21 protein-coding genes are annotated in these 20,686 nt (G+C 63.2%); 8 read left to right on the top strand and 13 right to left on the bottom strand.

The window, feature by feature from the left end:
• Nucleotide 1: 1 nt before the first annotated feature.
• The 7 genes from JI749_RS14185 to rpsF form a co-directional block, all read right to left on the bottom strand.
• Complete coding sequence (locus tag JI749_RS14185) at nt 2-547, bottom strand: DUF1697 domain-containing protein (protein ID WP_201655202.1); 546 nt, start codon at nt 545-547, stop codon at nt 2-4.
• A gap of 105 nt (nt 548-652) precedes the next feature.
• Entirely contained in the window at nt 653-1,786 is a 1,134-nt protein-coding gene (gene alr / locus JI749_RS14180) for an alanine racemase (RefSeq protein ID WP_201655199.1), read from the bottom strand.
• A 2-nt stretch (nt 1,787-1,788) separates the two neighbouring features.
• The gene (locus JI749_RS14175; protein WP_201655196.1) at nt 1,789-3,273 is read right to left on the bottom strand and encodes a replicative DNA helicase; all 1,485 of its coding nucleotides are present in this window, start codon (nt 3,271-3,273) and stop codon (nt 1,789-1,791) included.
• Nucleotides 3,274-3,480: 207 nt separating this feature from the next.
• Nucleotides 3,481-3,927: a hypothetical protein gene (locus JI749_RS14170; RefSeq protein WP_201655193.1), complete on the bottom strand. Its 447-nt coding sequence runs from the start codon at nt 3,925-3,927 to the stop codon at nt 3,481-3,483.
• Between the two features lie 107 nt (nt 3,928-4,034).
• Nucleotides 4,035-4,607 (bottom strand): 50S ribosomal protein L9, encoded by a 573-nt coding sequence (rplI, locus tag JI749_RS14165; protein WP_201655190.1) that lies wholly within the window; start codon nt 4,605-4,607, stop codon nt 4,035-4,037.
• Nucleotides 4,608-4,697: 90 nt separating this feature from the next.
• On the bottom strand, nt 4,698-4,952 hold the full coding sequence (gene rpsR, locus JI749_RS14160; RefSeq protein ID WP_046169334.1) for a 30S ribosomal protein S18: 255 nt from the start codon (nt 4,950-4,952) through the stop codon (nt 4,698-4,700).
• A gap of 18 nt (nt 4,953-4,970) precedes the next feature.
• On the bottom strand, nt 4,971-5,393 hold the full coding sequence (gene rpsF, locus JI749_RS14155) for a 30S ribosomal protein S6 (protein ID WP_201655187.1): 423 nt from the start codon (nt 5,391-5,393) through the stop codon (nt 4,971-4,973).
• Between the two features lie 335 nt (nt 5,394-5,728).
• On the opposite strand from rpsF, the gene fabD reads away from it, so the two are divergent.
• The 8 genes from fabD to JI749_RS14115 all read left to right on the top strand — a co-directional run bounded on the left by fabD (nt 5,729) and on the right by JI749_RS14115 (nt 13,336).
• A complete protein-coding gene (gene fabD, locus JI749_RS14150; RefSeq protein ID WP_201655184.1) occupies nt 5,729-6,679 on the top strand; it encodes an ACP S-malonyltransferase in 951 nt (316 codons plus the stop codon).
• 56 nt (nt 6,680-6,735) lie between these two features.
• Nucleotides 6,736-7,473, top strand: a complete 738-nt coding sequence (fabG, locus tag JI749_RS14145) for a 3-oxoacyl-[acyl-carrier-protein] reductase (RefSeq protein WP_201655181.1) — start codon at nt 6,736-6,738, stop codon at nt 7,471-7,473.
• A gap of 234 nt (nt 7,474-7,707) precedes the next feature.
• The gene (locus JI749_RS14140; protein WP_035100440.1) at nt 7,708-7,944 is read left to right on the top strand and encodes an acyl carrier protein; all 237 of its coding nucleotides are present in this window, start codon (nt 7,708-7,710) and stop codon (nt 7,942-7,944) included.
• Between the two features lie 40 nt (nt 7,945-7,984).
• Nucleotides 7,985-9,247: a beta-ketoacyl-ACP synthase II gene (fabF, locus tag JI749_RS14135; RefSeq protein WP_201662860.1), complete on the top strand. Its 1,263-nt coding sequence runs from the start codon at nt 7,985-7,987 to the stop codon at nt 9,245-9,247.
• 165 nt (nt 9,248-9,412) lie between these two features.
• Nucleotides 9,413-10,525 carry an endolytic transglycosylase MltG gene (gene mltG / locus JI749_RS14130; protein WP_201655178.1) on the top strand — a complete coding sequence of 371 codons (1,113 nt, stop codon included), beginning with the start codon at nt 9,413-9,415 and terminating at the stop codon, nt 10,523-10,525.
• The gene (locus tag JI749_RS14125) at nt 10,522-11,412 is read left to right on the top strand and encodes a YicC/YloC family endoribonuclease (protein WP_233280768.1); all 891 of its coding nucleotides are present in this window, start codon (nt 10,522-10,524) and stop codon (nt 11,410-11,412) included. The genes mltG and JI749_RS14125 overlap by 4 nt, the downstream gene beginning before the upstream one ends.
• Nucleotides 11,413-11,421: 9 nt before the next feature.
• The gene (gene gmk, locus JI749_RS14120) at nt 11,422-12,060 is read left to right on the top strand and encodes a guanylate kinase (protein WP_233280767.1); all 639 of its coding nucleotides are present in this window, start codon (nt 11,422-11,424) and stop codon (nt 12,058-12,060) included.
• Between the two features lie 34 nt (nt 12,061-12,094).
• Nucleotides 12,095-13,336, top strand: a complete 1,242-nt coding sequence (locus tag JI749_RS14115) for an MFS transporter (protein ID WP_201655175.1) — start codon at nt 12,095-12,097, stop codon at nt 13,334-13,336.
• Here JI749_RS14115 and rsmA read toward each other — a convergent pair.
• From rsmA to JI749_RS14085, 6 genes are all read right to left on the bottom strand, one after another.
• Nucleotides 13,333-14,181 carry a 16S rRNA (adenine(1518)-N(6)/adenine(1519)-N(6))-dimethyltransferase RsmA gene (gene rsmA / locus JI749_RS14110; protein WP_201655171.1) on the bottom strand — a complete coding sequence of 283 codons (849 nt, stop codon included), beginning with the start codon at nt 14,179-14,181 and terminating at the stop codon, nt 13,333-13,335. The two genes, JI749_RS14115 and rsmA, sit on opposite strands and share 4 nt — an antisense overlap.
• On the bottom strand, nt 14,178-15,176 hold the full coding sequence (pdxA, locus tag JI749_RS14105) for a 4-hydroxythreonine-4-phosphate dehydrogenase PdxA (RefSeq protein WP_201655168.1): 999 nt from the start codon (nt 15,174-15,176) through the stop codon (nt 14,178-14,180). Before pdxA ends, rsmA begins: the two co-directional genes overlap by 4 nt.
• Before the next feature lie 56 nt (nt 15,177-15,232).
• Complete coding sequence (locus JI749_RS14100; RefSeq protein ID WP_201655165.1) at nt 15,233-16,132, bottom strand: peptidylprolyl isomerase; 900 nt, start codon at nt 16,130-16,132, stop codon at nt 15,233-15,235.
• Between the two features lie 97 nt (nt 16,133-16,229).
• Nucleotides 16,230-18,524: an LPS-assembly protein LptD gene (locus JI749_RS14095; RefSeq protein WP_201655162.1), complete on the bottom strand. Its 2,295-nt coding sequence runs from the start codon at nt 18,522-18,524 to the stop codon at nt 16,230-16,232.
• 2 nt (nt 18,525-18,526) lie between these two features.
• Nucleotides 18,527-19,597 carry an LptF/LptG family permease gene (locus JI749_RS14090; RefSeq protein ID WP_201655159.1) on the bottom strand — a complete coding sequence of 357 codons (1,071 nt, stop codon included), beginning with the start codon at nt 19,595-19,597 and terminating at the stop codon, nt 18,527-18,529.
• Nucleotides 19,594-20,664, bottom strand: a complete 1,071-nt coding sequence (locus JI749_RS14085) for an LptF/LptG family permease (protein ID WP_201655156.1) — start codon at nt 20,662-20,664, stop codon at nt 19,594-19,596. Before JI749_RS14085 ends, JI749_RS14090 begins: the two co-directional genes overlap by 4 nt.
• Nucleotides 20,665-20,686: the final 22 nt, after the last annotated feature.

Below are 20,686 nucleotides of genomic sequence, written 5' to 3'. Positions count from 1 at the left end.
GTCAGTCTTCCCTAAGCTCGCGCGCCGCTGCCCTGGTGGTGAGGCCCCTGAGCGTGTTCCAATTGCGGGCCGTCACCGTGCCCGATTTCTTTTCGATGATGGCAGGAAGGCGCGACGACGATACCGGGGTGACATAGTCCACCACCAGGTGAGTGCCCTCGATACGGATCGTTTCCTTGCCAGCATAGTGCTCGACCCAGCTGAAATCCGGCCGTGCTCTGGCGAAGAAGTACACGGCCACTGCCTGCGGCTTGGCCTGAACGGCTTGGGGTAGCGGGTTCGCCGACAGCAATCGCTCCATCTGCACTGCCGTCCGGACAATCGCGGTGTTGCCCGGACCCAGGCCAAGTTCGATGACGATTTCGTTCATCCGGCGCGTCACTTCCGCGATTCCAAGCTCGCTGTCGACGATCATGTTGCCGGTGGCGACATAGGTTTCTGGATTGGCGAAGCCAGCCTCCGCCACGGCCTGTCGCCATTGCGCCATCGACATGATCTTATGGGTCACCGGGCCGATCGCGCGGAGCAGGACGATGAAGGTGGTCATCGGTGCTTGTTCCTCACGCCGGACTGCCCCTTTACCCGATGGGCGACGGGCCTATTACCATCGGATATCGCAACAACAGGGCTCGCGCAAGAACAAAGCGCGAACCTAGCCGGGTGGCAGGTTGCCGTCGCCGACATAGTTGCGGCTGTAGCGGCCCTTGAGCGAGGTCAGGATTTCGTAGCCGATGGTGCCGCCGGCATCGGCCAGGTCGTCGACGCCGAGCAGGTTGCCCAGGACTTCAGCGCCCTCGCCGGGATTGGGGATATTGTCGGGGCCCAACTCGGTGATATCGACCGTGACCTGGTCCATGGACACCCGGCCGACTACGGGGCAGGCTTTGCCGCGGATGACAACCTTCCCGCCGGGTCGGGTGTTGCTGGCCGAGAGCGAGCGTAGGAAGCCATCGGCGTAGCCATGCGAGAGGATAGCCAGCCGGCTGTCGCGCGACAGCGCATGGGTGGCGCCGTAACCCACCGTCTCGCCGGTGCGCGCTTCCTTAACCTGGACGATAGGAACGTGCAGCGTAACGACCGGCGCCATCGGGTTTTTGCGACCACTGACGGCGCGCCCGCCATAGAGCGCGATGCCGGGACGCACCATTTGGAAGTGGTAGTCCCGCCCGGTCATCAGGCCAGCCGAATTGGCCAGCGACGCGGGAATGCCGGGAAACTGCGTCATCACCGAGCCAAACAGCGCCAGCTGGGTCCGGTTCTTTTCGTGGCTGGGCTGGTCGGCACAGGCCAGGTGGCTCATCACCATCTGCGGCGCATAGCCGAGCGCCTGGATGCGGTCGCGCACCAGCGTCGCTTCGTTGAGGCGGAAGCCGAGCCGGTTCATGCCGGTGTCGAAGTGGAAGGCAGAGGGGTAGGCCTCGTTGCGCTCGACGCACTTGGCCAGCCATTCCTCCAGCATCGCCATCGAGGAGATGATCGGCATCAGGTTCTGGCGGATATAGAGATTGGCCGCGCCGGGATAGAGCCCATTGAGAACGAAGATATGGGCATCCGGCACCGCGGCGCGGACCGCCATGCCTTCATCCGGAGTAGCCGCGAAGAAGAAGCGGGCTCCCGCCGCATGCAGCGCCTTGCTGGCCATGGTAATGCCCGTCCCATAGGCATCGGCCTTGACCACAGCGCCCGTCAACGCTCCGGCGCTCACCTTGTCCAGGGCCCGCCAGTTCCGGGCCAGAGCCCCAAGATCGATGCTGAGTTGCCCCCCGAGCCCAGACGTCAGCGCCATGCCTATTCCATACGTTCAGGGAGGTAGTCGGCGCGTGCTAGATTGCCGAAGCGCGTATACTGCGCCTCAAAGCTCAACTGCACGGTGCCGGTGGGGCCGTGGCGCTGCTTGGCGATGATGACTTCGGCCTTGCCGTGCACCTTTTCCATTTCCCCCTGCCAGGTCATGTGCTCTGGCGTACCCTCTTTGGGTTCCTTGTTCTTGAGATAGTACTCTTCGCGATAAACGAAAAGCACCACGTCGGCGTCCTGCTCGATAGAGCCCGATTCGCGCAAGTCTGCCAGTTGCGGATGCTTGTCGTCGCGCGCTTCCACCTGGCGCGAGAGCTGGGACAGGGCCACGATCGGCACTTCAAGCTCCTTGGCCAGTGCCTTGAGCGTGGTGGTGATTTCGGTCAGTTCCTGCACACGGTTCTGGCTCGAGGCTTTCGATGAACCCGAGAGCAGCTGAAGGTAGTCGATGACGAGGAAATCGAGGCCCTTCTGCCGCTTGAGGCGACGGGCGCGCGCCGCCAGCTGGGCAACGCTGATGCCGCCGGTATCGTCGATATAGAGCGGCAGCTTGCTCATCATGTTGGACACGTCGACCAGCTTGGAAAACTGGCTGTCATGGATGCGGCCGCGCCGGATATCGGACGAAGAAATCTCAGCCTGTTCCGCAAGAATTCTTGTCGCGAGCTGCTCCGAGCTCATTTCGAGGCTGAAAAAGCCGACAATTCCGCCATTGACCGTCTTGCTGTGTCCATCCGGGGTCACCTCGCCCCGCCAGGATTTGGCGACGTTGAAGGCGATGTTGGTGGCCAGCGATGTCTTGCCCATGGCCGGTCGACCGGCCAGGATAATCAAGTCCGACTTCTGCAAGCCGCCCATCTGACGATCGAGATCGTCGAGCAGCGTGGCGACGCCGGAAAGGCCGCCATCGCGCTGATAGGCTTCGCCCGCCATTTGGATGGAGGCGCTGAGGGCGCTCGAGAAATTCTGGAAGCCGCCGTCATAACGGCCCTTCTCAGCCAGTTGGAACAGCTCGCCCTCGACCTTCTCGATCTGCTTGCTCGGCGTCATTTCGACGTCGGACTCGTAGGCGACCTGCACCATCTCCTCGCCCACGAGGATCAGGTTGCGGCGAATGGCCAGGTCATATATCGCCTGCCCGTAGTCGGCGGCGTTGAGCACAGTGGTGGCTTCGGCGGCCAGCCGCGCCAGATACTGCGCCATGGTCACATCGGGCAACAGTTGCTCGGGCAGATGAGTCTTGATCGTCGTCGGATCGGCCGACTTGCCGGCGCGGATGATCTTGCCCGCCAGCTCATAGATGTCCCTGTGGATCGGTTCGTAGAAGTGTACAGGCTCGAGAAAGTCCGACACCCGGTAGAAGGCATCGTTATTCAGCAGAATAGCGCCCAGCAGGGCCTGTTCGGCCTCCACGTTGTGGGGCGCAAGACGAAACGACTTGTCTTCGGCCGGGTGCAGCCGCGCAATCTCTGCCATGATGCCTCTGGGGAACCGTTAACCTTTCTTAACCACGCGACTCGGCGTCGTGTCTTGACCTATCGGGAGGCTGGTTAATGAGCCTTCACCACCCCCTGTGAACTCTGTGGACAACGGGGAAGGTGACAAACGGGTGTTGCATGCGAGCAAGGCGGCAGCATGGCGGCGAGTCGGTGCCATGCTGGGCATGGAACCCCGCCTGGCCTTCTACTTCTTCTTGCGGCTTATCGCCGGAGGCGGGGTAAGTCGCGTGACCTCGAAGCCGCCGCAGCCATCGAAATTCACCTTGCCGGAAAGCGTCATCATATCGGCCGACAATGTCCCGCTTCCGCCGACAGCAGCGTATCCATCGGGTTGGTCAACCCAATCGCCGGGCATGATCGTATAAACCCCCGCGGTCTCCGTGACGGTAATATCATAGGAGCCGAACGGCACATTCGGGTTTGATTCATGGGGCCCGAACATGAACCGGCCTGTCCATCGATCGCCATCGGGCATGATGACCAGCGCCAGCCGCGTGAGGCCCTGATAGCAGATATAGGACCCGTGCCAATCGCCCGTCAGCAGATCAGCGGCGGAGGCGGGCAGCATAGCGCCCCACAGGGCGGCGAGCACGACTGCGGTCGGTGCGAATTTGGTGGGGAGAAACGTCATTGCCTACTCCGGATCGGGGCCGTTCCGACCCTCACAACCCGATGGACCATGCTGCAAAACAAAAGGCCGGGCAATTCGCCCGGCCTTTTGCGATTATCGTGGCACGCTCAGACTTCGTCGTCGAAGCGGTCGTCCTGCAGCGCGTCCTTCTGGCCGGCGGCAAAGTCGCCTTCGACGTCGTCGTCATAGACGGTGACAGTGACGTCCTCGCCAGCCGACTGGCGGGCGGCTTCGTCGGTCGAGCGCGCGACATTGACCGAGATCGTCACGGCCACTTCCGCATGCAGGTTCAGTGAAACGGTGTGGATGCCGACCGACTTGATCGGGTCGGCGAGGTCGACCTGCGAGCGCTGGATGGTGAAACCATCGGCAGCCAGGGCTTCGACCACGTCGCGCGAGGCGACCGAACCATAGAGCTGGCCGGTTTCGCCGGCCTGGCGGATGATCACGATTTCACGGCCGTTGAGACCTTCGGCAATGCCGGCAGCGGCATTCTTGCGGTCGTCGTTGCGCTTCTCGATGTGCGCGCGTTCGGCTTCGAACTTCTTGCGGTTGGCTTCCGTGGCGCGGAGCGCCTTGCCCTGCGGCAGCAGGAAGTTACGGGCAAAGCCGTCCTTGACGGAGACTTCATCGCCGATCGAGCCGGTACGGCCCACGCGCTCGAGGAGAATGACTTTCATTGGGGTATTCCTTGTGGCTGTCCCGTCTCGCGGACGGTTAGGAGCCCCGGACCATCCGGGACCCCAACAAGCAGTTCAGCAAGCAGCGGCTTACTGGACGGCGTAGGGCATGATGCCGATGAAACGGGCGCGCTTGATGGCCTGGGCCAGTTCGCGCTGCTTCTTGGCCGAAACGGCCGTGATGCGGCTCGGGACGATCTTGCCGCGCTCGGAAACATAACGGCTGAGCAGACGGACGTCCTTGTAGTCGATCTTGGGCGCGCCTTCGCCCGAGAACGGGCAGGTCTTGCGGCGACGCTGGAACGGACGGCGGGCCTGGGCGGTGGTAAGGTCTTTGATTGCCATAGCTTTTATGTCCTTGAATTAGAAACGACGCGGACGGCGTTCGCCGCCGCCGAAGCCACCGCGGTCACCGCCGCGATCCGGACGGCCACCTGCGCGGTCGCCATCACGATCGTCGCGATCGCGCTTCTGCATCATTGCCGACGGGCCTTCTTCGAGCTCGTCCACGCGGACGGTCATGAAGCGCAGGATGTCTTCATTGATGCGCATCTGGCGTTCCATCTCGGCAACAGCGGCCGGCGCTGCGTCGATGTTGAGCAGCGTGTAATGCGCCTTGCGGTTCTTGCGGATGCGGTAGGAGAGACCCTTGAGGCCCCAGTATTCGTTCTTGGTGACCTTGCCGCCGCCATTGGCGAGGACTTCGGTCAGCGCAGCGGTCAGTTCTTCGACCTGCTGCTGGGAAACGTCCTGGCGCGCCAGGTAGATATGTTCGTAGAGGGCCATGAATGCGCCTTCCTTCGTGGTTTCAACACAGCAATGCCTGGCGCGGAGCCTCCTTGAAGCCGGAAAGGGCATCAAAGCAGTCTTGCAAAGAGCGGGAACACGGGAGGCCGGGCATCAGCCCTATTTCTCATTCGTGAAAACGAAAAACCCTCCGTTCAGCCCCCGGCCAAACGAATTGCTGGCGCCGCTATAGGGGAAGAACCTACTTGAAGCAAGGCAAAACTGGCTGGAAAAGTCCGCCGCGCCTTGACTCTGCCACACACACTCGCTCAAACGCGCCGCAACTGGACAGCCCCGTTGAGGATTGTCTAACTGGGACTAAAGAGGGGCCAATCATGACCAAGCGCGCATTCACCTTTCCCGGGCAGGGCAGCCAGGCCGTTGGCATGGGCAAGGATCTTGCCGCGACCTATCCGGAAGCCCGCGCGGTGTTCCAGGAAGTCGACGAAGCCCTGGGCCAGCGCCTTTCGGCCATCATGTTCGAAGGTCCGGACGATATCCTGCGCCTGACCGAAAATGCCCAGCCCGCGCTGATGGCCGTCAGCGTCGCTGTTATTCGCGTGCTCGAATCCAAGGGCATCCGGCTTGCCGATCACGCCGCCTATGTCGCCGGCCATTCGCTGGGCGAATATTCTGCCCTCTGCGCCGCGGGCACCTTTTCGCTGACCGATACGGCTCGCCTGCTCAAGACGCGTGGCCAGGCCATGCAGAAGGCCGTGCCGGTCGGCCATGGTACAATGGCAGCGCTGCTGGGCCTCGATGTTGCCACGGCCAAGGAAGTGGCCGCCGAGGCCGCCCAGGGCGATGTCTGCGATGTCGCCAATGACAATGCTCCGGGGCAGGTCGTGGTGTCGGGCGCAACTGCGGCCGTCGAACGCGCCGTCGAACTCGCCAAGGCCAAGGGCGCCAAGCGCGCGCTGCTGCTGCCTGTCAGCGCCCCATTTCACTGCTCGCTTATGCAGCCCGCCGCCGATGCCATGGCTGCTGCCTTGGCAGAGGTAGCCATGCAGGCTCCCGTGGTCCCCCTGGTCGCCAACGTGCTGGCCGCGCCGATTTCCGACCCTGCCGAAATTCGTCAGCGCCTCGTGGAGCAGGTGACCGGCGTCGTCCGCTGGACCGACAGCGTGACCTGGCTCACCGGTGAGGGCGGCGTTACCCATCTGATTGAACTGGGCACGGGCAAGGTCCTAACCGGGCTGGCCAAACGCATCAATGCCGAGGTGGTCGGCACATCGGTCGGTTCGCCGGCGGACATCGACGCCTTCGTGGCTGAACTATCGGCTTAACACCCTGAATCAATCCATCAAGGAATTGAATCACTATCTCCGTAGGGGAGGACTAAATGTTTGATCTGACTGGCAAACGCGCCCTGGTCACCGGCGCCAGCGGTGGCATCGGCCGGGAGATCGCCAAGGCGCTGGCTGCCGCTGGCGCCACCGTGGCCCTGTCGGGCACCCGCGTCGGCGCGCTGGAGGATACGGCCAGGGAAATCGGCAAGGATTGCCCCATCGTGCCGGCGAACCTTTCCAAGCTCGACGAAGTCGACAAGCTGGTCCCGGCTGCCGAGGCGGCCATGGGCGGGCTCGACATCCTCGTCAACAATGCCGGCATGACGCGCGACAACCTCTTCATGCGCATGAAGGACGAAGAGTGGGACGAGGTCATCGCCGTCAATCTCACGGCAGCATTCCACCTCAATCGTGCCGTACTGCGCGGAATGATGAAGCAGCGCTTCGGACGCATTATCGGCATTTCCTCTGTTGTCGGCGTCATGGGCAATCCGGGGCAGGGCAACTATGCTGCCTCCAAGGCCGGGCTGATCGGCATGAACAAGGCCCTCGCCCACGAGGTCGCCAGCCGCAACATTACCGTCAATTCCATCGCGCCCGGCTTTATTGCCTCAGCCATGACGGACGAGCTCAACGACAAGCAGCGTGAGTCGATCCTGTCGACAATTCCAGCCAACCGTCTGGGCACGGCCCAGGAAGTCGCCGCCTGCGCCGTCTTCCTCGCCAGCGACGCTGCCGGCTACATCACGGGTCACACGCTCAACGTCAACGGCGGCATGGCGATGATCTGAGGTCGTCGGGCAACGAAAAGCAGCGGAAAGCCGTTGAAAACCGGGATGTGGGCTTCTGGCGAAGCCTCGCCAAGTGTGATACTCGCCGCCGCTGACACCCGTGGCGGACCGCCTTGCAGGCGCTAGAAAGCGCGCCTACATTGCCCCGAAGTCAGCCAACACGGTGCTTGAAGATTTGGCACTCCGCCAATAAGAAGCGAAACGAAACCTCGATTTCGAAAAAGGAAGTCTAATATGAGCGATGTCGCTGATCGGGTCCGCAAGATCGTTGTGGAACACCTCAATGTGGATGCCGAGAAGGTTGTCGAAAAGGCCAGCTTCATCGACGATCTGGGCGCCGACTCCCTTGACCAGGTTGAACTGGTGATGGCGTTCGAAGAAGAATTCTCGGTCGAAATCCCCGATGACGCCGCCGAGTCGATCCAGACTTTCGGCGACGCCGTCTCGTTCCTCACCAAGGCCGTCGGCTAAGCCCCCTGGGCCTGGCCGAGATAGGCAGTAGAGTATGGAATTGCGCCGCGTCGTCGTCACCGGTCTCGGGCTCGTTACACCCCTGGGTACCGGTATTGAAGCCACCTGGGCCAACATCCTGGCCGGAAAGAGTGGTGCCAAGCGGATTGACGACTTCGAGGTCGATGATATCGCCTGCCAGATCGCTCATCGCTTGCCGCTCGGTGACTATGCCGACGGCAAGTACAATCCCGATGAGTGGATGGACACGAAGGAACAGCGCAAGGTCGATCCCTTCATCGTCTTTGCGATGGCCGCCTCCAAGCAGGCCATCGACGACGCGGGAGTCGAGCCCAAGACCCAGGAAGAGGCCGAGCGCACCGGCGTCCTGATCGGCTCCGGCATCGGTGGCGTGGGCGGCATCTATGACGCCTCCATCACGCTGCACGAGAAGGGCCCGCGCCGCATCAGTCCCTTCTTTATTCCCGGTCGCCTGATCAACCTGGCCTCGGGCTATGTGTCGATCCGCTTCGGGCTCAAGGGGCCCAATCATTCCGTCGTCACCGCCTGCTCGACCGGCGCCCACGCCATCGGCGACGCCGCACGACTGATTGCGCTTGGCGATGCCGACGTCATGGTGGCCGGTGGCGCGGAAAGCTGCGTCAACCGCCTAGCCCTGGCCGGCTTCGCCGCGGCGCGTGCGCTGTCGACCGGCTTCAATGACAATCCTGAAGCCGCCTCGCGCCCTTATGACAAGGATCGCGATGGCTTCGTGATGGGCGAAGGCGCTGGCATCGTCGTGCTCGAGGACTACGAGCGCGCCAAGGCCCGCGGCGCCAAGATCTACGGCGAAATCATCGGCTATGGTCTCAGCGGCGACGCCTACCACATCACCGCTCCCTCACCCGATGGCGATGGCGGCTTCCGCGCCATGAGCGCGGCGATCAAGCGGGCCGGCATCAGCGCATCCGAGATCGACTATATCAACGCCCATGGCACCTCGACGCCGCTCGGCGACGAAATCGAACTCGGCGCTGTCACTCGTGTTCTGGGCGACGCTGCCTCCAAGTCGGTGATGAGCTCCACCAAGTCGGCCATCGGGCACCTCTTGGGCGCGGCCGGTTCTGTGGAAGCCATCTTCTGCCTGCTGGCCATGCGCGACAATATCGCGCCGCCCACGCTCAACCTGGACAATCCCTCGGTCGAAACCGCGATCAACCTGGTGCCCAAGAAGGCATTCAAGAAGGAGATCAACGTGGCGCTTTCCAACAGCTTCGGCTTTGGCGGCACCAATGCGACCCTGGTGATGCGCAAGGTCCACTGACTTTTACCCCGATCAAATGGAGGCACATCGCGTAGACGCGCGATGTGCCTCTTGTCTTTGCGGCCGGGCGTGAGAACAATGGCGGCCGCCATACGGCTGCCGAAAACAAGTGAACAAGACCCAAGGCATTGCAATGCACTTGGGCTTCGAGGGTGATCCAGCACGATGAATGATCGCAAGGTCCGGCGCCGCCGCCGTTCGCGCAACGGCTTCATTGATATCCTCAACGGCCTCCTGACCCTGCTGGTCATCGGCCTGCTGGTGGTCGGCGGTATCGTGCTCTACGGCGCCTCGCAGTTCTATGGCGACGGTCCGCTCAAGGAAGAAACCACCTTCCGCGTCGAGGCCGGCTCGGGTCTTTCTTCCATCGGCCCGCGCCTGGAGGAGCAGGGGCTCATCTCCAACCAGTATATCTTCTTTGCCGGCAGTCGCCTCGCCAACATCGAGGGGACCATCAAGCAGGGCGATTTCCGCATTCCGCCCGGCGCCAGCATGGCCGACATCCTGACCGAGCTGATCGAAGGCGACCCAATCCGCTATGCCGTCGTCATCCCTGAAGGCTGGACCTCCTGGGAAGCGGTGCAGCGCCTCAACGCCGACAGCAATATCACGGGCGAAATCTCGACACTGCCACCCGAAGGCTCGATCCTGCCGGGCAGCTATGACTACATTCCCGGCGACACCCGGCAGTCCGTGCTCGAAAAAATGCAGGCGGCCATGACCGCCGAACTCGCCGCCGTGTGGGAGACGCGCGACCCCGACCTCCCCATCGAGACCCCCGAGCAGCTGCTGGTTCTTGCTTCCATCGTCGAGAAGGAAACCGGCATCGCAGCCGAACGCCCGCAGGTCGCCGCGGTTTTCGTCAATCGCCTGCGCGAGGGCATGCGCCTGCAGTCCGATCCGACCATCATCTACGGGATCACCAAGGGACAGTCGACACTCGGCCGCGGCCTGCGCCGCTCCGAGATCGAAGCCAAGACACCCTACAACACCTACCAGATCGATGGCCTGCCACCGACGCCCATCGCCAATCCGGGCATTGATGCGCTTAAGGCCGTAGCCAATCCGGACGAGCACGACTACCTCTACTTCGTCGCCAAGGGTGCTTCGCCGCGCGAGGGGCACGTCTTCGCCGAAACCTATGCCGAGCATCAGGAAAACGTGGCGCGCTACCGCGAGATCGCCGCCGAGGCTGCGGCCCAGGCAGAGGCTGATGCCGAGGCGGCACGACAGGCGCTCGAAGCCGAACAGGCTGGCGCGGCGCCGGCCACAGAGTGAGCCAGTCACTCGCCAGCATGACAGGCTATGCCCGCGCCGCCGGCGCGGTGTCAGGCGCCTCGTTCGCCTGCGAGGTCCGCTCGGTCAATGGCAGGGGCCTCGATATCCGGCTGCGGCTGGCGCCCGGATTCGATGCGCTGGAAAGCGACATCCGCCAGCTTGTCGGCAAGATGATCTCCCGCGGCTCGGTGACTCTCAACCTCAGCGTCGAGCGCGAGGGGGCAGGGGGTGATCTGCTGGTCAACCGCCAGGCGCTGGCTACGGTGCTGGCAGCCATAGACGAGCTGAGCGGCCGGATACCGGCGGCGCCACCCAGCCTGGACGGCATTCTCGGCCTCAAGGGCGTGCTCGAGCAGCGCGATCGTCCCATGTCATCAGATGCCGAGGAGGCGCTGGCTGCGGCCATCCTCGATGGCGTCTCCCAGGCACTGGTCGATCTCGTGCTGGCCCGCCGCCATGAGGGTAGCCAGATTGCCGCGATCCTGCGTGAGCGGTTGGACGAGATCGAGACACTGGTTCAGCGCGCCGAGGCGCATCCGGCCAGAAGCCGCGAGACCATACTGGCCAAGCTGCGCCAGCAGGTCGCCGATCTCTCTGCCGACATCACCATCCCCGAAGAGCGGCTGGCGCAGGAAGCGTTGCTGCTCGCCACCAAGGCCGATATCCGCGAGGAACTGGATCGCCTCACGGCCCACATCGCCACGGCGCGCCAGCTCATCGCCAGCGGCGGAGCGGTTGGCCGTCGGCTCGACTTCCTTGCCCAGGAATTCAACCGTGAGGCCAACACGCTGTGCAGCAAATCCAATGCCGTGGAGCTCACCGCCATCGGCCTTGACCTCAAGGCGGCGATCGATCAACTACGCGAGCAAGTGCAGAACATCGAATAGGATCGGGCGATGGAATTTCAGCGTCGTGGCGTCATGCTGGTCATCGCTTCTCCCTCGGGCGCCGGCAAGTCGTCCATCTCGCGGGCCCTGTTCGGAGCCGATCCCAACATCAAGCTATCGGTCTCCGTGACCACCCGTGCCCGTCGCACCGATGAGGTGGACGGCAAGCACTACCATTTCATCGACATTCCTACCTTCAAGCAGATGCAGGCAGATGGCGAACTGCTGGAATCGGCTGAGGTGCACGGCAATTTCTATGGGACACCGCGCGCCAAGGTGGAGGAGCAGCTTGCCGCCGGCAACGACATCCTCTTCGACATCGACTACCAGGGCACGCTGCAGCTGTACAAGAACAGCCGCAAGGACATGGTGACCGTGTTCATACTTCCCCCTTCCATCAAGGAGCTGCGCGCCCGCCTTGAGCGGCGCGCCCAGGACAGCGTCGGCACCATCGAAAAGCGCCTGCAGAACGCGCGCCGCGAGATGGATCATTTCAATGAATACGACTACGTCATCGTCAATGAAGACCTAGAGGCCTCCACCCAACGCGTGCGGTCCATTCTCGTCTCCTCCCGCCTCGAACGTGATCGCCAGCTAAATTTATCGAGCTTCGTCAAAGACTTGCAAAACCAGATCGACTCTCTTTGAGAGGGCGTTGAATCAATAGGCGAGGTGACAGTTCATGGCTGAACCGCGCCTCCCCATCGTAATCCGCCGTGGCACGCCGGCATTCCTTCGCGCCAATATCGCCTTCTTCCTGTCTGCCCTTGCGATCTTTGCGTCGCTCTATTCGGTCCAGCCCTTGCTGCCGATCTTTGCAAACGAATTCAGCCTTGATGCTGGCGCCGCTTCCCTGGCACTTTCGGCGACGACCGCCACGCTCGCCGTTTCGCTGTTGTTCGCAAGCTGGGTCGCCGACCGCCTCGGCCGCCGGACGCTTATGGTCTGGGCTATCCTGCTTACCGCGGCCCTGGGTCTGCTACTCCCCTTTGCCCCTAATTGGTGGTCGCTGATCGCGATCCGCACAGTCATGGGCCTGACCCTTTCCGGCCTTCCGGCCGTCGCCATGGTCTATATCGCCGAAGAGATGGAGCCCGACGCCCTTGGTTTTTCCATGGGGCTCTATATCGGCGGCACCGCCATTGGCGGCATGGCCGGTCGGTTGCTGTCGGGCGTATTCGCGGACTGGTTCGGCTGGCGCCCAGCGCTTGTTGCATTGGGCATTGCGGTTGCCATAGCGGCGCTCGCCGTCGTCTTGCTGCTTCCCAGACCGCAAAATTCTACACGTACTCGCATAGGCCTGCGCGACCTTGCGCACCTTATCCGCGTCCAGTTCAACGACCCCGGTTTGCCGTGGCTATTTGCTTCGGCCTTCCTGCTCATGGGCAGTTTCGTGACGCTCTATAACTATGCCGGCTTCCGCCTTGCGGAGCCGCCGTTCGAGCTCAGCCATGCCGCCATTGCCACCATCTTCGTGGTCTATCTCCTCGGCAGCGCCAGCTCGGCCTGGGCCGGCGGGCTGGCGCAGCGGCTGGGTCGCCGCAAGGTCTATTGGGGTTTCGTGGTCGTCATGGCGGCAGGCGTGTTTCTCACGCTCATACCCTTCACCCCGGCCATCATAGCTGGCCTCGCCATTGCCACTGCAGGCTATTTCGCCGCCCATGGTATTGCCAGCGCCTGGGTCGCGCGGCGGGCACAGATTGGGCGGGCCCAGGCATCGGCGATCTACCTCTTCGCCTACTATCTGGGTTCGTCTGCGCTCGGCACGCTGGGCGGCTATGCCTGGGTCATGTGGGGCTGGAACGGTGTGATGATGGTCAGCGGCGGCGCTGCACTTGCCGCCATGCTGGTGGCATGGCGACTGTTCTTTCTGCCGGTCTTGCCAGTGCCTGAGCGGCCAGCGGAGCCACCGTCTGGGATTTAGCCTTGCCGGATCGTAGGCAGCGCCCGCGCCATTGCCAGGAATGCCTCGATGGCAAGGTCCTCAGCCCGCTCGTCGCCCTTCAGGCCCGCGGCAGCCAACAGCCCCTCGACCGGCACGCCAGCGGCCTTGAGGCTCTGCCGCACCATCTTGCGCCGCTGGCCGAAAGCAGAGCGGGTGATGTGCTCGAGATTCTTCACCGTCACATCGCCCTCAATCGCTTTGGGCACGAGGTGCACCACGGCAGAGGTCACATTGGGCGGCGGCACGAAGGCCTGGCGGCCGACATTGAAGGCGATCCGGGCATCCGTCCGCCAGCCGGCCAACACCCCCAGCCGGCCATAGGGATCCTCGCCTGGCCTGGCGCAGATGCGCTCAGCCACTTCGCGCTGGAACATCAGCGTCAGGCTTTCAAAGAAGCTTGGCCAGGGATCCAGCGTCAGCCAGCCGGTCAGCAGCGGCGTCGCGATATTATAGGGGAGGTTGGCGATAATCCGGGTCGGGCCATCGGCCAACTGCCGGTAGTCCATTTCCATGGCGTCGCCACTGATAACCGTCAGCCGGCCCGGGTAGGCATCCGCGATCTGGGCCAGCGCGGGCAGGGCCCGTACATCGCGTTCGATGGCAATCACCTCTCGTGCGCCTTCGGCCAGGAGGGCCCGGGTCAGCCCGCCCGGGCCCGGGCCCACCTCGATGACGCAGACGCCCTCCAGCGGACCTGCCACGCGCGCGATGCGGGCTGTCAGGTTGAGGTCGAGCAGGAAATTCTGCCCCAATTCCTTTTTCGCGCGCAGGCCATGCTCGGCAATCACCTCGCGCAGGGGCGGCAGGTTGTCGATCTGGCTCATGGATGCGCCGTCATGGCATCGGCCATCCGGATCGCGGCGAGGAAGCTGGCCGCGGATGCGCGGCCGGTGCCGGCCAGGTCGAAAGCAGTGCCGTGATCTGGCGACGTGCGCACGATCGGCAGGCCCAGCGTGACATTGACGGCATCCTCGAAAGCCACGGTCTTAATCGGGATCAGCGCCTGGTCGTGATACATCGCCACCACGGCGTCGAAGCTCGCCCAGTGCGTGGGGTAGAACAGCGTGTCGGCGGGCAGGGGGCCCTCTACGCCTATTCCTTCGAACTGCAATTGGGCCACTGCCGGACCGACAATTTCCAGGTCCTCACGGCCGATGGCCCCGCCTTCTCCAGCATGGGGATTGAGCCCGGCCACGCCGATGTGAGGATTGGCGATGCCGAAGCGCAGCTTGAGATCATGCGCGACCACGCGAATGGTCTCGATGATGAGTTCCTTGGTCAGCAGATCGGGCACATCACGAATCGGAACGTGGATGGTCACCGGCACGGCGCGCAGGCCGCCATGGGCCAGCATCATGACCGGCAGGCGCGGCTTACCGCCGGCGGCACAGAGTTCAGCAAGGAATTCGGTATGGCCGGGATGTTTGAACCCGGCATGATAGAGGGCGCCCTTGTGGATCGGCGCCGTGATCAGAGCGCGGCAACCTCCGGTCAACGTGGCCTCCACGGCGGCTTCGATGGAGCGGATGACTGCCCCAGCCGATACCGGTGACGTCTGTCCCGGGTGGTCTGGCACCAGGCCCTCGATATCGGCAACCGGCAGCGCATGCGCAAACACATCCATGGCGCCTGCGGGACCAACGGTGGCAATGTCGACCGGTATGCCGAGCCGCTGGGCTCGTGCCTTGAGGAATTCCGCATGCCCGAATACGCAGAATGGCGCGAGTTCGAGTTCCGCCCGGCGTGCATGCAGCGCCAGGATAATGTCGGGGCCCACCCCGGCGGGTTCGCCCATGCTGATGGCAAGCGGCTTGTTCATCTCGGCCCCCGGCGGAGAACAAGAACGGCCCACCCCAACGGGGCGAGCCGGCTGGCTTAGTTGTAGATGATCTTGGCGCGGCTGCGCAGGTTGGCCAGGTAGTTTTTCACCTCGCCCTCCAGCGCCTGGTTGCCCTGCTCGGCCCGAAGGTCACCCTTGATGAACGTCAAATCCTGAGCCTGCGTCTTCTCGCAGACTGCAAGCATGGACACGCCCGATTCAACCACGCGCGGCTTGGTGATGCCGCCGACATTGAGGCCGGCCAGTTCCTTGGCGATCGGTTCGGGCAATTGGGTGGCATGACGGCGACCGACATCCACAACGGCGGCATCGGTATAAGCCAGCGACAGGTCCACGGCGGTATCGCATCCGGCGAATTTGGAGCGATAATTGTTTGCCTGGCCCGAGCGACCGCTTGAGCCCGTGCCCACGAAGATGATTTCCTTGAGGATATAGTCGAATGTCTGGAAGTCCTGCAGTTGGGTAGCGGCCTGCTGGTCCAGTTCCAGGTCGGAAATCTGCACTTCCGGCATGATGGCCCGTTCGGTCACCGCGTTCCAGGCAATTGCGGCGCGCAGGCGGTCCTTCAGTGTCTCGGTGCTGACGCCACCCTGCTGCAGCATGGCAACGAGCTTGTCCTGGCTGACATTCATGTTCCGCGCGATCTGCAACAGCGCTTCGTCGATTTGCGCATTGGAAACGGTCACGCCCAGCCGCTTGGCCTCTGCAATTTGCAGGGCTTCGTCGATAAGTTGTTCGGTGGCGCCGCGCGATCCGGTGCTGTTGCCTTCCAGGGCGAACAGCTTGACGCGTGCAGCGATCTGCAGATCGGTGATGGGCGTGCCATCCACGGTTACGCGGACATTCTGTGCCAGGGCAGGAAGCGCCGCAGACAGGCTTAGGACTACGCCCACGATCATGGCGCTGGCAGCGCGCCCCCAAACAGTCTTGGCCATCTTCAGTATCCGCCTCGCGTCAATCCACCCGCCCTCAATGCGGCGGGAACAGCGCGCTGTCAATTGCCCGATGATTGAGGCCAAAATCGGTTGGCGGCTAGAAACTGGGGACTGGCACCGCGCCCCGATAGCCCAGATCGAGCCCCGCGGGTGCACGGATGCGGAACGTAGCCGTGATCGAGGTGGCGTTGGGCGAAATATGGGTCGGCCCATTTCGGGCCGCCTCTGCGCCAAGCACGAGGTACCCGTCGTCGTAATAGACGCCGCCGCCCACCCGCAGGAAGCTGTTGGCCTGGATATCCCAGTAGCTGCTTGCCTTGATGGACCAGTATTCGGCCACAGGCACCGTCACTTCCCCGCCGATCTCGTGCTGTGGCGCGAGCATGCCTTGTCCCGGATTGGCGGCGCGATAGGTATAGTCCAGGGCGAGCTTGTAACCGTCATTGGCGAAGGTGCCACCCAGGCCCGCCTTCATCACATTGGCCGTGGCGCTGTCGACCTGCAGCTTGCCCCCGAACTTGACGCCCGGTGTGAACGAGCCATAGGCACCAAGAACCGCATAGGATGCCGTCGTGCTCAGCCCGGCGCCCACGCCGGTGTTAGCCTGCCCCGGCGTCGCGAAGGCATTGGGTCCCGCGATCTGGAACGACTGCCCGGCGATCAACTCGATATAGCCGCCATCGGCAAAATTGGCCTGGTAGCGGCCACCGATCGTGGCGCGCAACCCGGTCTCCTGCCGGTCGCCGCCCGAAAACCGGTTGTAGCTGAACAGGTTGGTGTCATCGAAGACGAAGCTCTGCGCATCGTCATTGGTGATGCCGACATTGGTGGTGCTTGAGCCGCGATAGGCCACCTGCGCGATCGGTTCGATCAGGTGCACCGTCGAGCCGTCGCTCGCGGCCAGCGGGAAGCGCACGTCCATGGCCGCGATCGGCGTCGCGCTCCACAGCGTCGTCGCCCCGGGCAGCAGCGGACTTGTACCATCGTAGTAAGCCACGTCCGCGCGACCGCCCAGATAGGGCGTGGCCACAAAGCCGCCGCCACCAATCCACTGGGTCTGCCAGCCGGCCTGCAGGCTCAGATGCTGCTTGTTGCCGGCATAGCCCCACACATAGGGCACCCCGTTATAGGTATTGGCGGAATCGATATCCCGCTGCACGCCGAGAAGCCGGCCGCTGATCTCGATCCGCCCGTTGCCTGGCCCAAGGTCCTCCACGTGCTCGAAGCGCAGCGTAGGGAGGGCCTTGCCCTGTTGACCCTGCGATGCCGCGGTAACGTCGCCGAGCAGGTTGAACTGCTGCAACCGCGCATCGATGTAGGTGTCGCTCGTCAGGTGGGTGGCATAGACCTGGTTGACCGAGGACTTGGCCGTCGTCAACCGGTAGTCGGGCAGGTAGGCCGCGTCGGTAAAAGCCACGTAGCTCCAGCCCACCGTCCAGTCCTCGATCGGCGTGAACTCGCCCGAGGTCTGGACCGCACCACGCCAGTCGCGCTGGGCCTCGGTGAATGTGAACGCCGACTGGTCGAACTGATAGACGCCCGAAGCCTTGATCTGGAACGAGCCGCGGTCGAACCGCTGGATCCACTCCGCTCCCAGCAGGAAACCCTGCCGCGTCATGAAGGTCGGCGTCAGGATGATGTCGGTCCAGCGGCTGGAATATGCCGTGTAGGGAACAGTAAGCGAGTGGCCGGTCTTCTCGCTGTAGTCGTAGACGGGCGTCCGCACATTGGCGAGCGCGAGGTCGCTGGTATCGGGCAACCAAAGATAGGGCAGCCACGCTACCGGCACGCCCAACAGCGAGAGGGTCGGCTGCTCGAGGGCGACCGATCCGTCCTCGGCATTGTAGGTGATGCGCGATGCCGTCACCGACCAGCCAATTCGTCGCCCCTCGTCGTCGATGCAATCGCCGCATGGCGCGTAGCTGGCATCGACCAAAAGGGTCCGCAGGGCCGTATCGTAGTCGACGCTGTCGGCGGTAATGCGCGCGCCATCATAGGTGGTGATGGTCAACGAGTTGATGAATGCCTGCTTCATCCCGCCGGTGACATCGAGGTCGGTCATCTCCGCCAGGTTGCCCGACGGATCGCGCACGGTAACCTGTCCGACGAATTTGAGGGCCTTGGTGTTGCGGTCATAGACCAGGTTCTGCCCGGTCATGGTGTAGCCACCCTGGCTCAGCACGACGTCGCCGCTGGCGGTGATCACATTGGTGGTGCTGTCGAAGGTCAGCGTATTGGCTTCGACGGCAGCAGGACCCGACGCATCGATAGGCGCATTGAAGAAATTAGTGGGAACAAGGCCCTGCGCGAAGGCGCTGGTGCTCAGCGTGAGCGCGAGCAGCGCACTGGCATAAGCCAGGCGGTGTGGCGACCTGCCCCTTTTCGCCTTCATTGTCACGCGCGTCCGTCTTCCTTGTGCAGCAGCACCGTCACGCCGATGACGATAGCCACAAACGCCGGTCCGACTGCCGCAAACGTGGGGTCGAGAACGCCGGTCGACCCGGCACGGTCGGCCATCTCGGTAATCACGAACACAACGAACCCGAGCACGATCCCCCAAAGGACCGCGGGACCATAATTAGAGCCTCTTCGATAACCTGCGGTAAACGCAAAAGCAATGAACAGGGACCCCGTCAACACCAATGGCAGGGCCAGCAGCTTGATAAGGCGCATCGTCGCTGCCGTGCGGATACTGGGGTCGGCCAACCCCTGCTGCAGCAGCCGGCCCAACTCGAAAAATGTCAAATCCTCGGTGGATGCGAGTTTGAGCCCGAGCTCGGCAGCCGTCGAACCTGTCGGCACGCGATAGTCGAAAATCGTCCGCGCCTGTTCGTCCGGATTGCGGACAATGGCTGCTGGAAATACCCATTCGCCATCTTCCAAGACGGCCTCGGATGCTTCGATGCGCGCCTCGCTGCTTTCCCCGATGTGGAACAGTGTCACCTGGCCTAGCACCGTACCGCCCGACTGCATGCCGGTGGCCATCAGCACATAGCGCGTATCGCCGCTGCGCTGCTCGAGCCAGACCTCACCGGGCGGCGTCAGCATGCTTGCCTGGCCTGGCGGTGTCGGGTTCAGCACGCGGTTGACCTGCGTGCTGAGCGTTTCGAGGCCCAGCCCGATAACCAGGCTGATCAATGCCAGTGCGATTACCGGGGCGCGAACCGTCCGCCAGATCGAAATGCCGCTGGCCTGGATAACCGTCAGTTCGTGCCGGGCCTTGAGGTCGAGGAAGCCCAGCGTAGCGCCCATCAGGACCGTCACCGGCAGCGTCTTGATGGTCCATTTGACCGCGCTCATGGCGACCATCAGTAGGGCCATATGCAGGCCATGGGCTTCGGCAACGAAGTTGAAGCGCCACGTATCGAGCGATTCCACCAGCGCGATCAGGCCGTAGAAGACCACGACCGTGACGCCGATGCGGCTCCCGAGCCGACCCAGCACCAGCCAGTCGATGCGGCTCATGTCGTCACCAACGGCGGTAGCGCGCGCGGTCGCATCCGTACCAACAGGGCAATTCCGGCGACCAGGATCATGATGAGGGCGCCCGTAGCGGTGCCAAGCGGGCTGTAGGCGCTAAGACCGCGCTCCCCAAAGGCGATAAGCAGCACACCTGCTTCCATCGGCACGGGTACGCGCGCCCGCTTGCCGCTGGGAAAGCCCATCAGGGCCAGCATCATCATTGCCATCCCGATCACGCGTAGGCCCTCCGCCCACCGATTGGCCAGCAGAAACAGCAGCGGTTGGTTCCATTGTCCGCTGGACAGGGCTTCGGCAACCAATGTCAGGCTGTCCTTCTCAAGCATGGGGTCGATCTGGCCCATCGGTTGCGACAACTGCTCGACGCTCACGTCGTAGCGTCCGAAGGTCACCTCCGAAAAGCGACCGTCGCTGCCCTTGTATTGCAATGAGCCGTTGTGGAGCTCGAGTATGTAGTTCTGCCCGTCGCTCGCCACCCGCGCCGATTCAGCCATGTAGGTGCGGCGCATATCAGGCTCGCGCCGGTCATCGGCAAAGAATTCCTGGATGGCGCCGTCCGGCCCGCGACCGCCAATCAGCAGCACCACGCCGGGCGTGACCTGGGTAAAGCGCCCGGGCTTGAGGGTCGAGCTGACGAGGTCAGCCGCTATGCTGGCGCTCAGCGCGTTGAGCCGGCGATAGGCGAGCGGCTCGATGAAGTTGGACAGCAGCAGCACGGCGACCACGCCTGCGCCTGCCACCACGCCCGTCGCCCGCCACAGCGACCCCAGCCCATGGCTGGTATGGATGATGTGCAGTTCCTTGTTGGCCTGCAGCGCCTGCAGTGCACGGGCAAGCCCGATACCGACGCAGACATAGAAGAACGCGATGGCGAGCGGCGGCATGGTATAGAGCGCCTGGATCGCCAGCACCAGCACACTCTGTCCCTTGACCGACACCACGTCGAACGAGCGCAGGCAATTGACCAGCCAGAGCAGGAAGCAGACCACGCCGAACAGGATCAGCGCGTCGGCCACGAACATGCGCGCCAGGTATGCGGTCAGCCTTTTCATGGATTATAGCCGATAGAGATCC

This window comes from Devosia oryziradicis (genome assembly GCF_016698645.1).
Classification (GTDB): domain Bacteria; phylum Pseudomonadota; class Alphaproteobacteria; order Rhizobiales; family Devosiaceae; genus Devosia; species Devosia oryziradicis.
This window is presented reverse-complemented; position numbering and strand designations above follow the sequence as displayed.

Coding starts and splice junctions, on each gene's coding strand:
- JI749_RS14185 (WP_201655202.1), bottom strand. CDS start 547: ATGACCACCTTCATCGTCCTGCTCCGCGCGATCGGCCCGGTGACCCAT.
- alr (WP_201655199.1), bottom strand. CDS start 1,786: ATGGCGCTGACGTCTGGGCTCGGGGGGCAACTCAGCATCGATCTTGGG.
- JI749_RS14175 (WP_201655196.1), bottom strand. CDS start 3,273: ATGGCAGAGATTGCGCGGCTGCACCCGGCCGAAGACAAGTCGTTTCGT.
- JI749_RS14170 (WP_201655193.1), bottom strand. CDS start 3,927: ATGACGTTTCTCCCCACCAAATTCGCACCGACCGCAGTCGTGCTCGCC.
- rplI (WP_201655190.1), bottom strand. CDS start 4,607: ATGAAAGTCATTCTCCTCGAGCGCGTGGGCCGTACCGGCTCGATCGGC.
- rpsR (WP_046169334.1), bottom strand. CDS start 4,952: ATGGCAATCAAAGACCTTACCACCGCCCAGGCCCGCCGTCCGTTCCAG.
- rpsF (WP_201655187.1), bottom strand. CDS start 5,393: ATGGCCCTCTACGAACATATCTACCTGGCGCGCCAGGACGTTTCCCAG.
- fabD (WP_201655184.1), top strand. CDS start 5,729: ATGACCAAGCGCGCATTCACCTTTCCCGGGCAGGGCAGCCAGGCCGTT.
- fabG (WP_201655181.1), top strand. CDS start 6,736: ATGTTTGATCTGACTGGCAAACGCGCCCTGGTCACCGGCGCCAGCGGT.
- JI749_RS14140 (WP_035100440.1), top strand. CDS start 7,708: ATGAGCGATGTCGCTGATCGGGTCCGCAAGATCGTTGTGGAACACCTC.
- mltG (WP_201655178.1), top strand. CDS start 9,413: ATGAATGATCGCAAGGTCCGGCGCCGCCGCCGTTCGCGCAACGGCTTC.
- gmk (WP_233280767.1), top strand. CDS start 11,422: ATGGAATTTCAGCGTCGTGGCGTCATGCTGGTCATCGCTTCTCCCTCG.
- JI749_RS14115 (WP_201655175.1), top strand. CDS start 12,095: ATGGCTGAACCGCGCCTCCCCATCGTAATCCGCCGTGGCACGCCGGCA.
- rsmA (WP_201655171.1), bottom strand. CDS start 14,181: ATGAGCCAGATCGACAACCTGCCGCCCCTGCGCGAGGTGATTGCCGAG.
- pdxA (WP_201655168.1), bottom strand. CDS start 15,176: ATGAACAAGCCGCTTGCCATCAGCATGGGCGAACCCGCCGGGGTGGGC.
- JI749_RS14100 (WP_201655165.1), bottom strand. CDS start 16,132: ATGGCCAAGACTGTTTGGGGGCGCGCTGCCAGCGCCATGATCGTGGGC.
- JI749_RS14095 (WP_201655162.1), bottom strand. CDS start 18,524: ATGAAGGCGAAAAGGGGCAGGTCGCCACACCGCCTGGCTTATGCCAGT.
- JI749_RS14090 (WP_201655159.1), bottom strand. CDS start 19,597: ATGAGCCGCATCGACTGGCTGGTGCTGGGTCGGCTCGGGAGCCGCATC.
- JI749_RS14085 (WP_201655156.1), bottom strand. CDS start 20,664: ATGAAAAGGCTGACCGCATACCTGGCGCGCATGTTCGTGGCCGACGCG.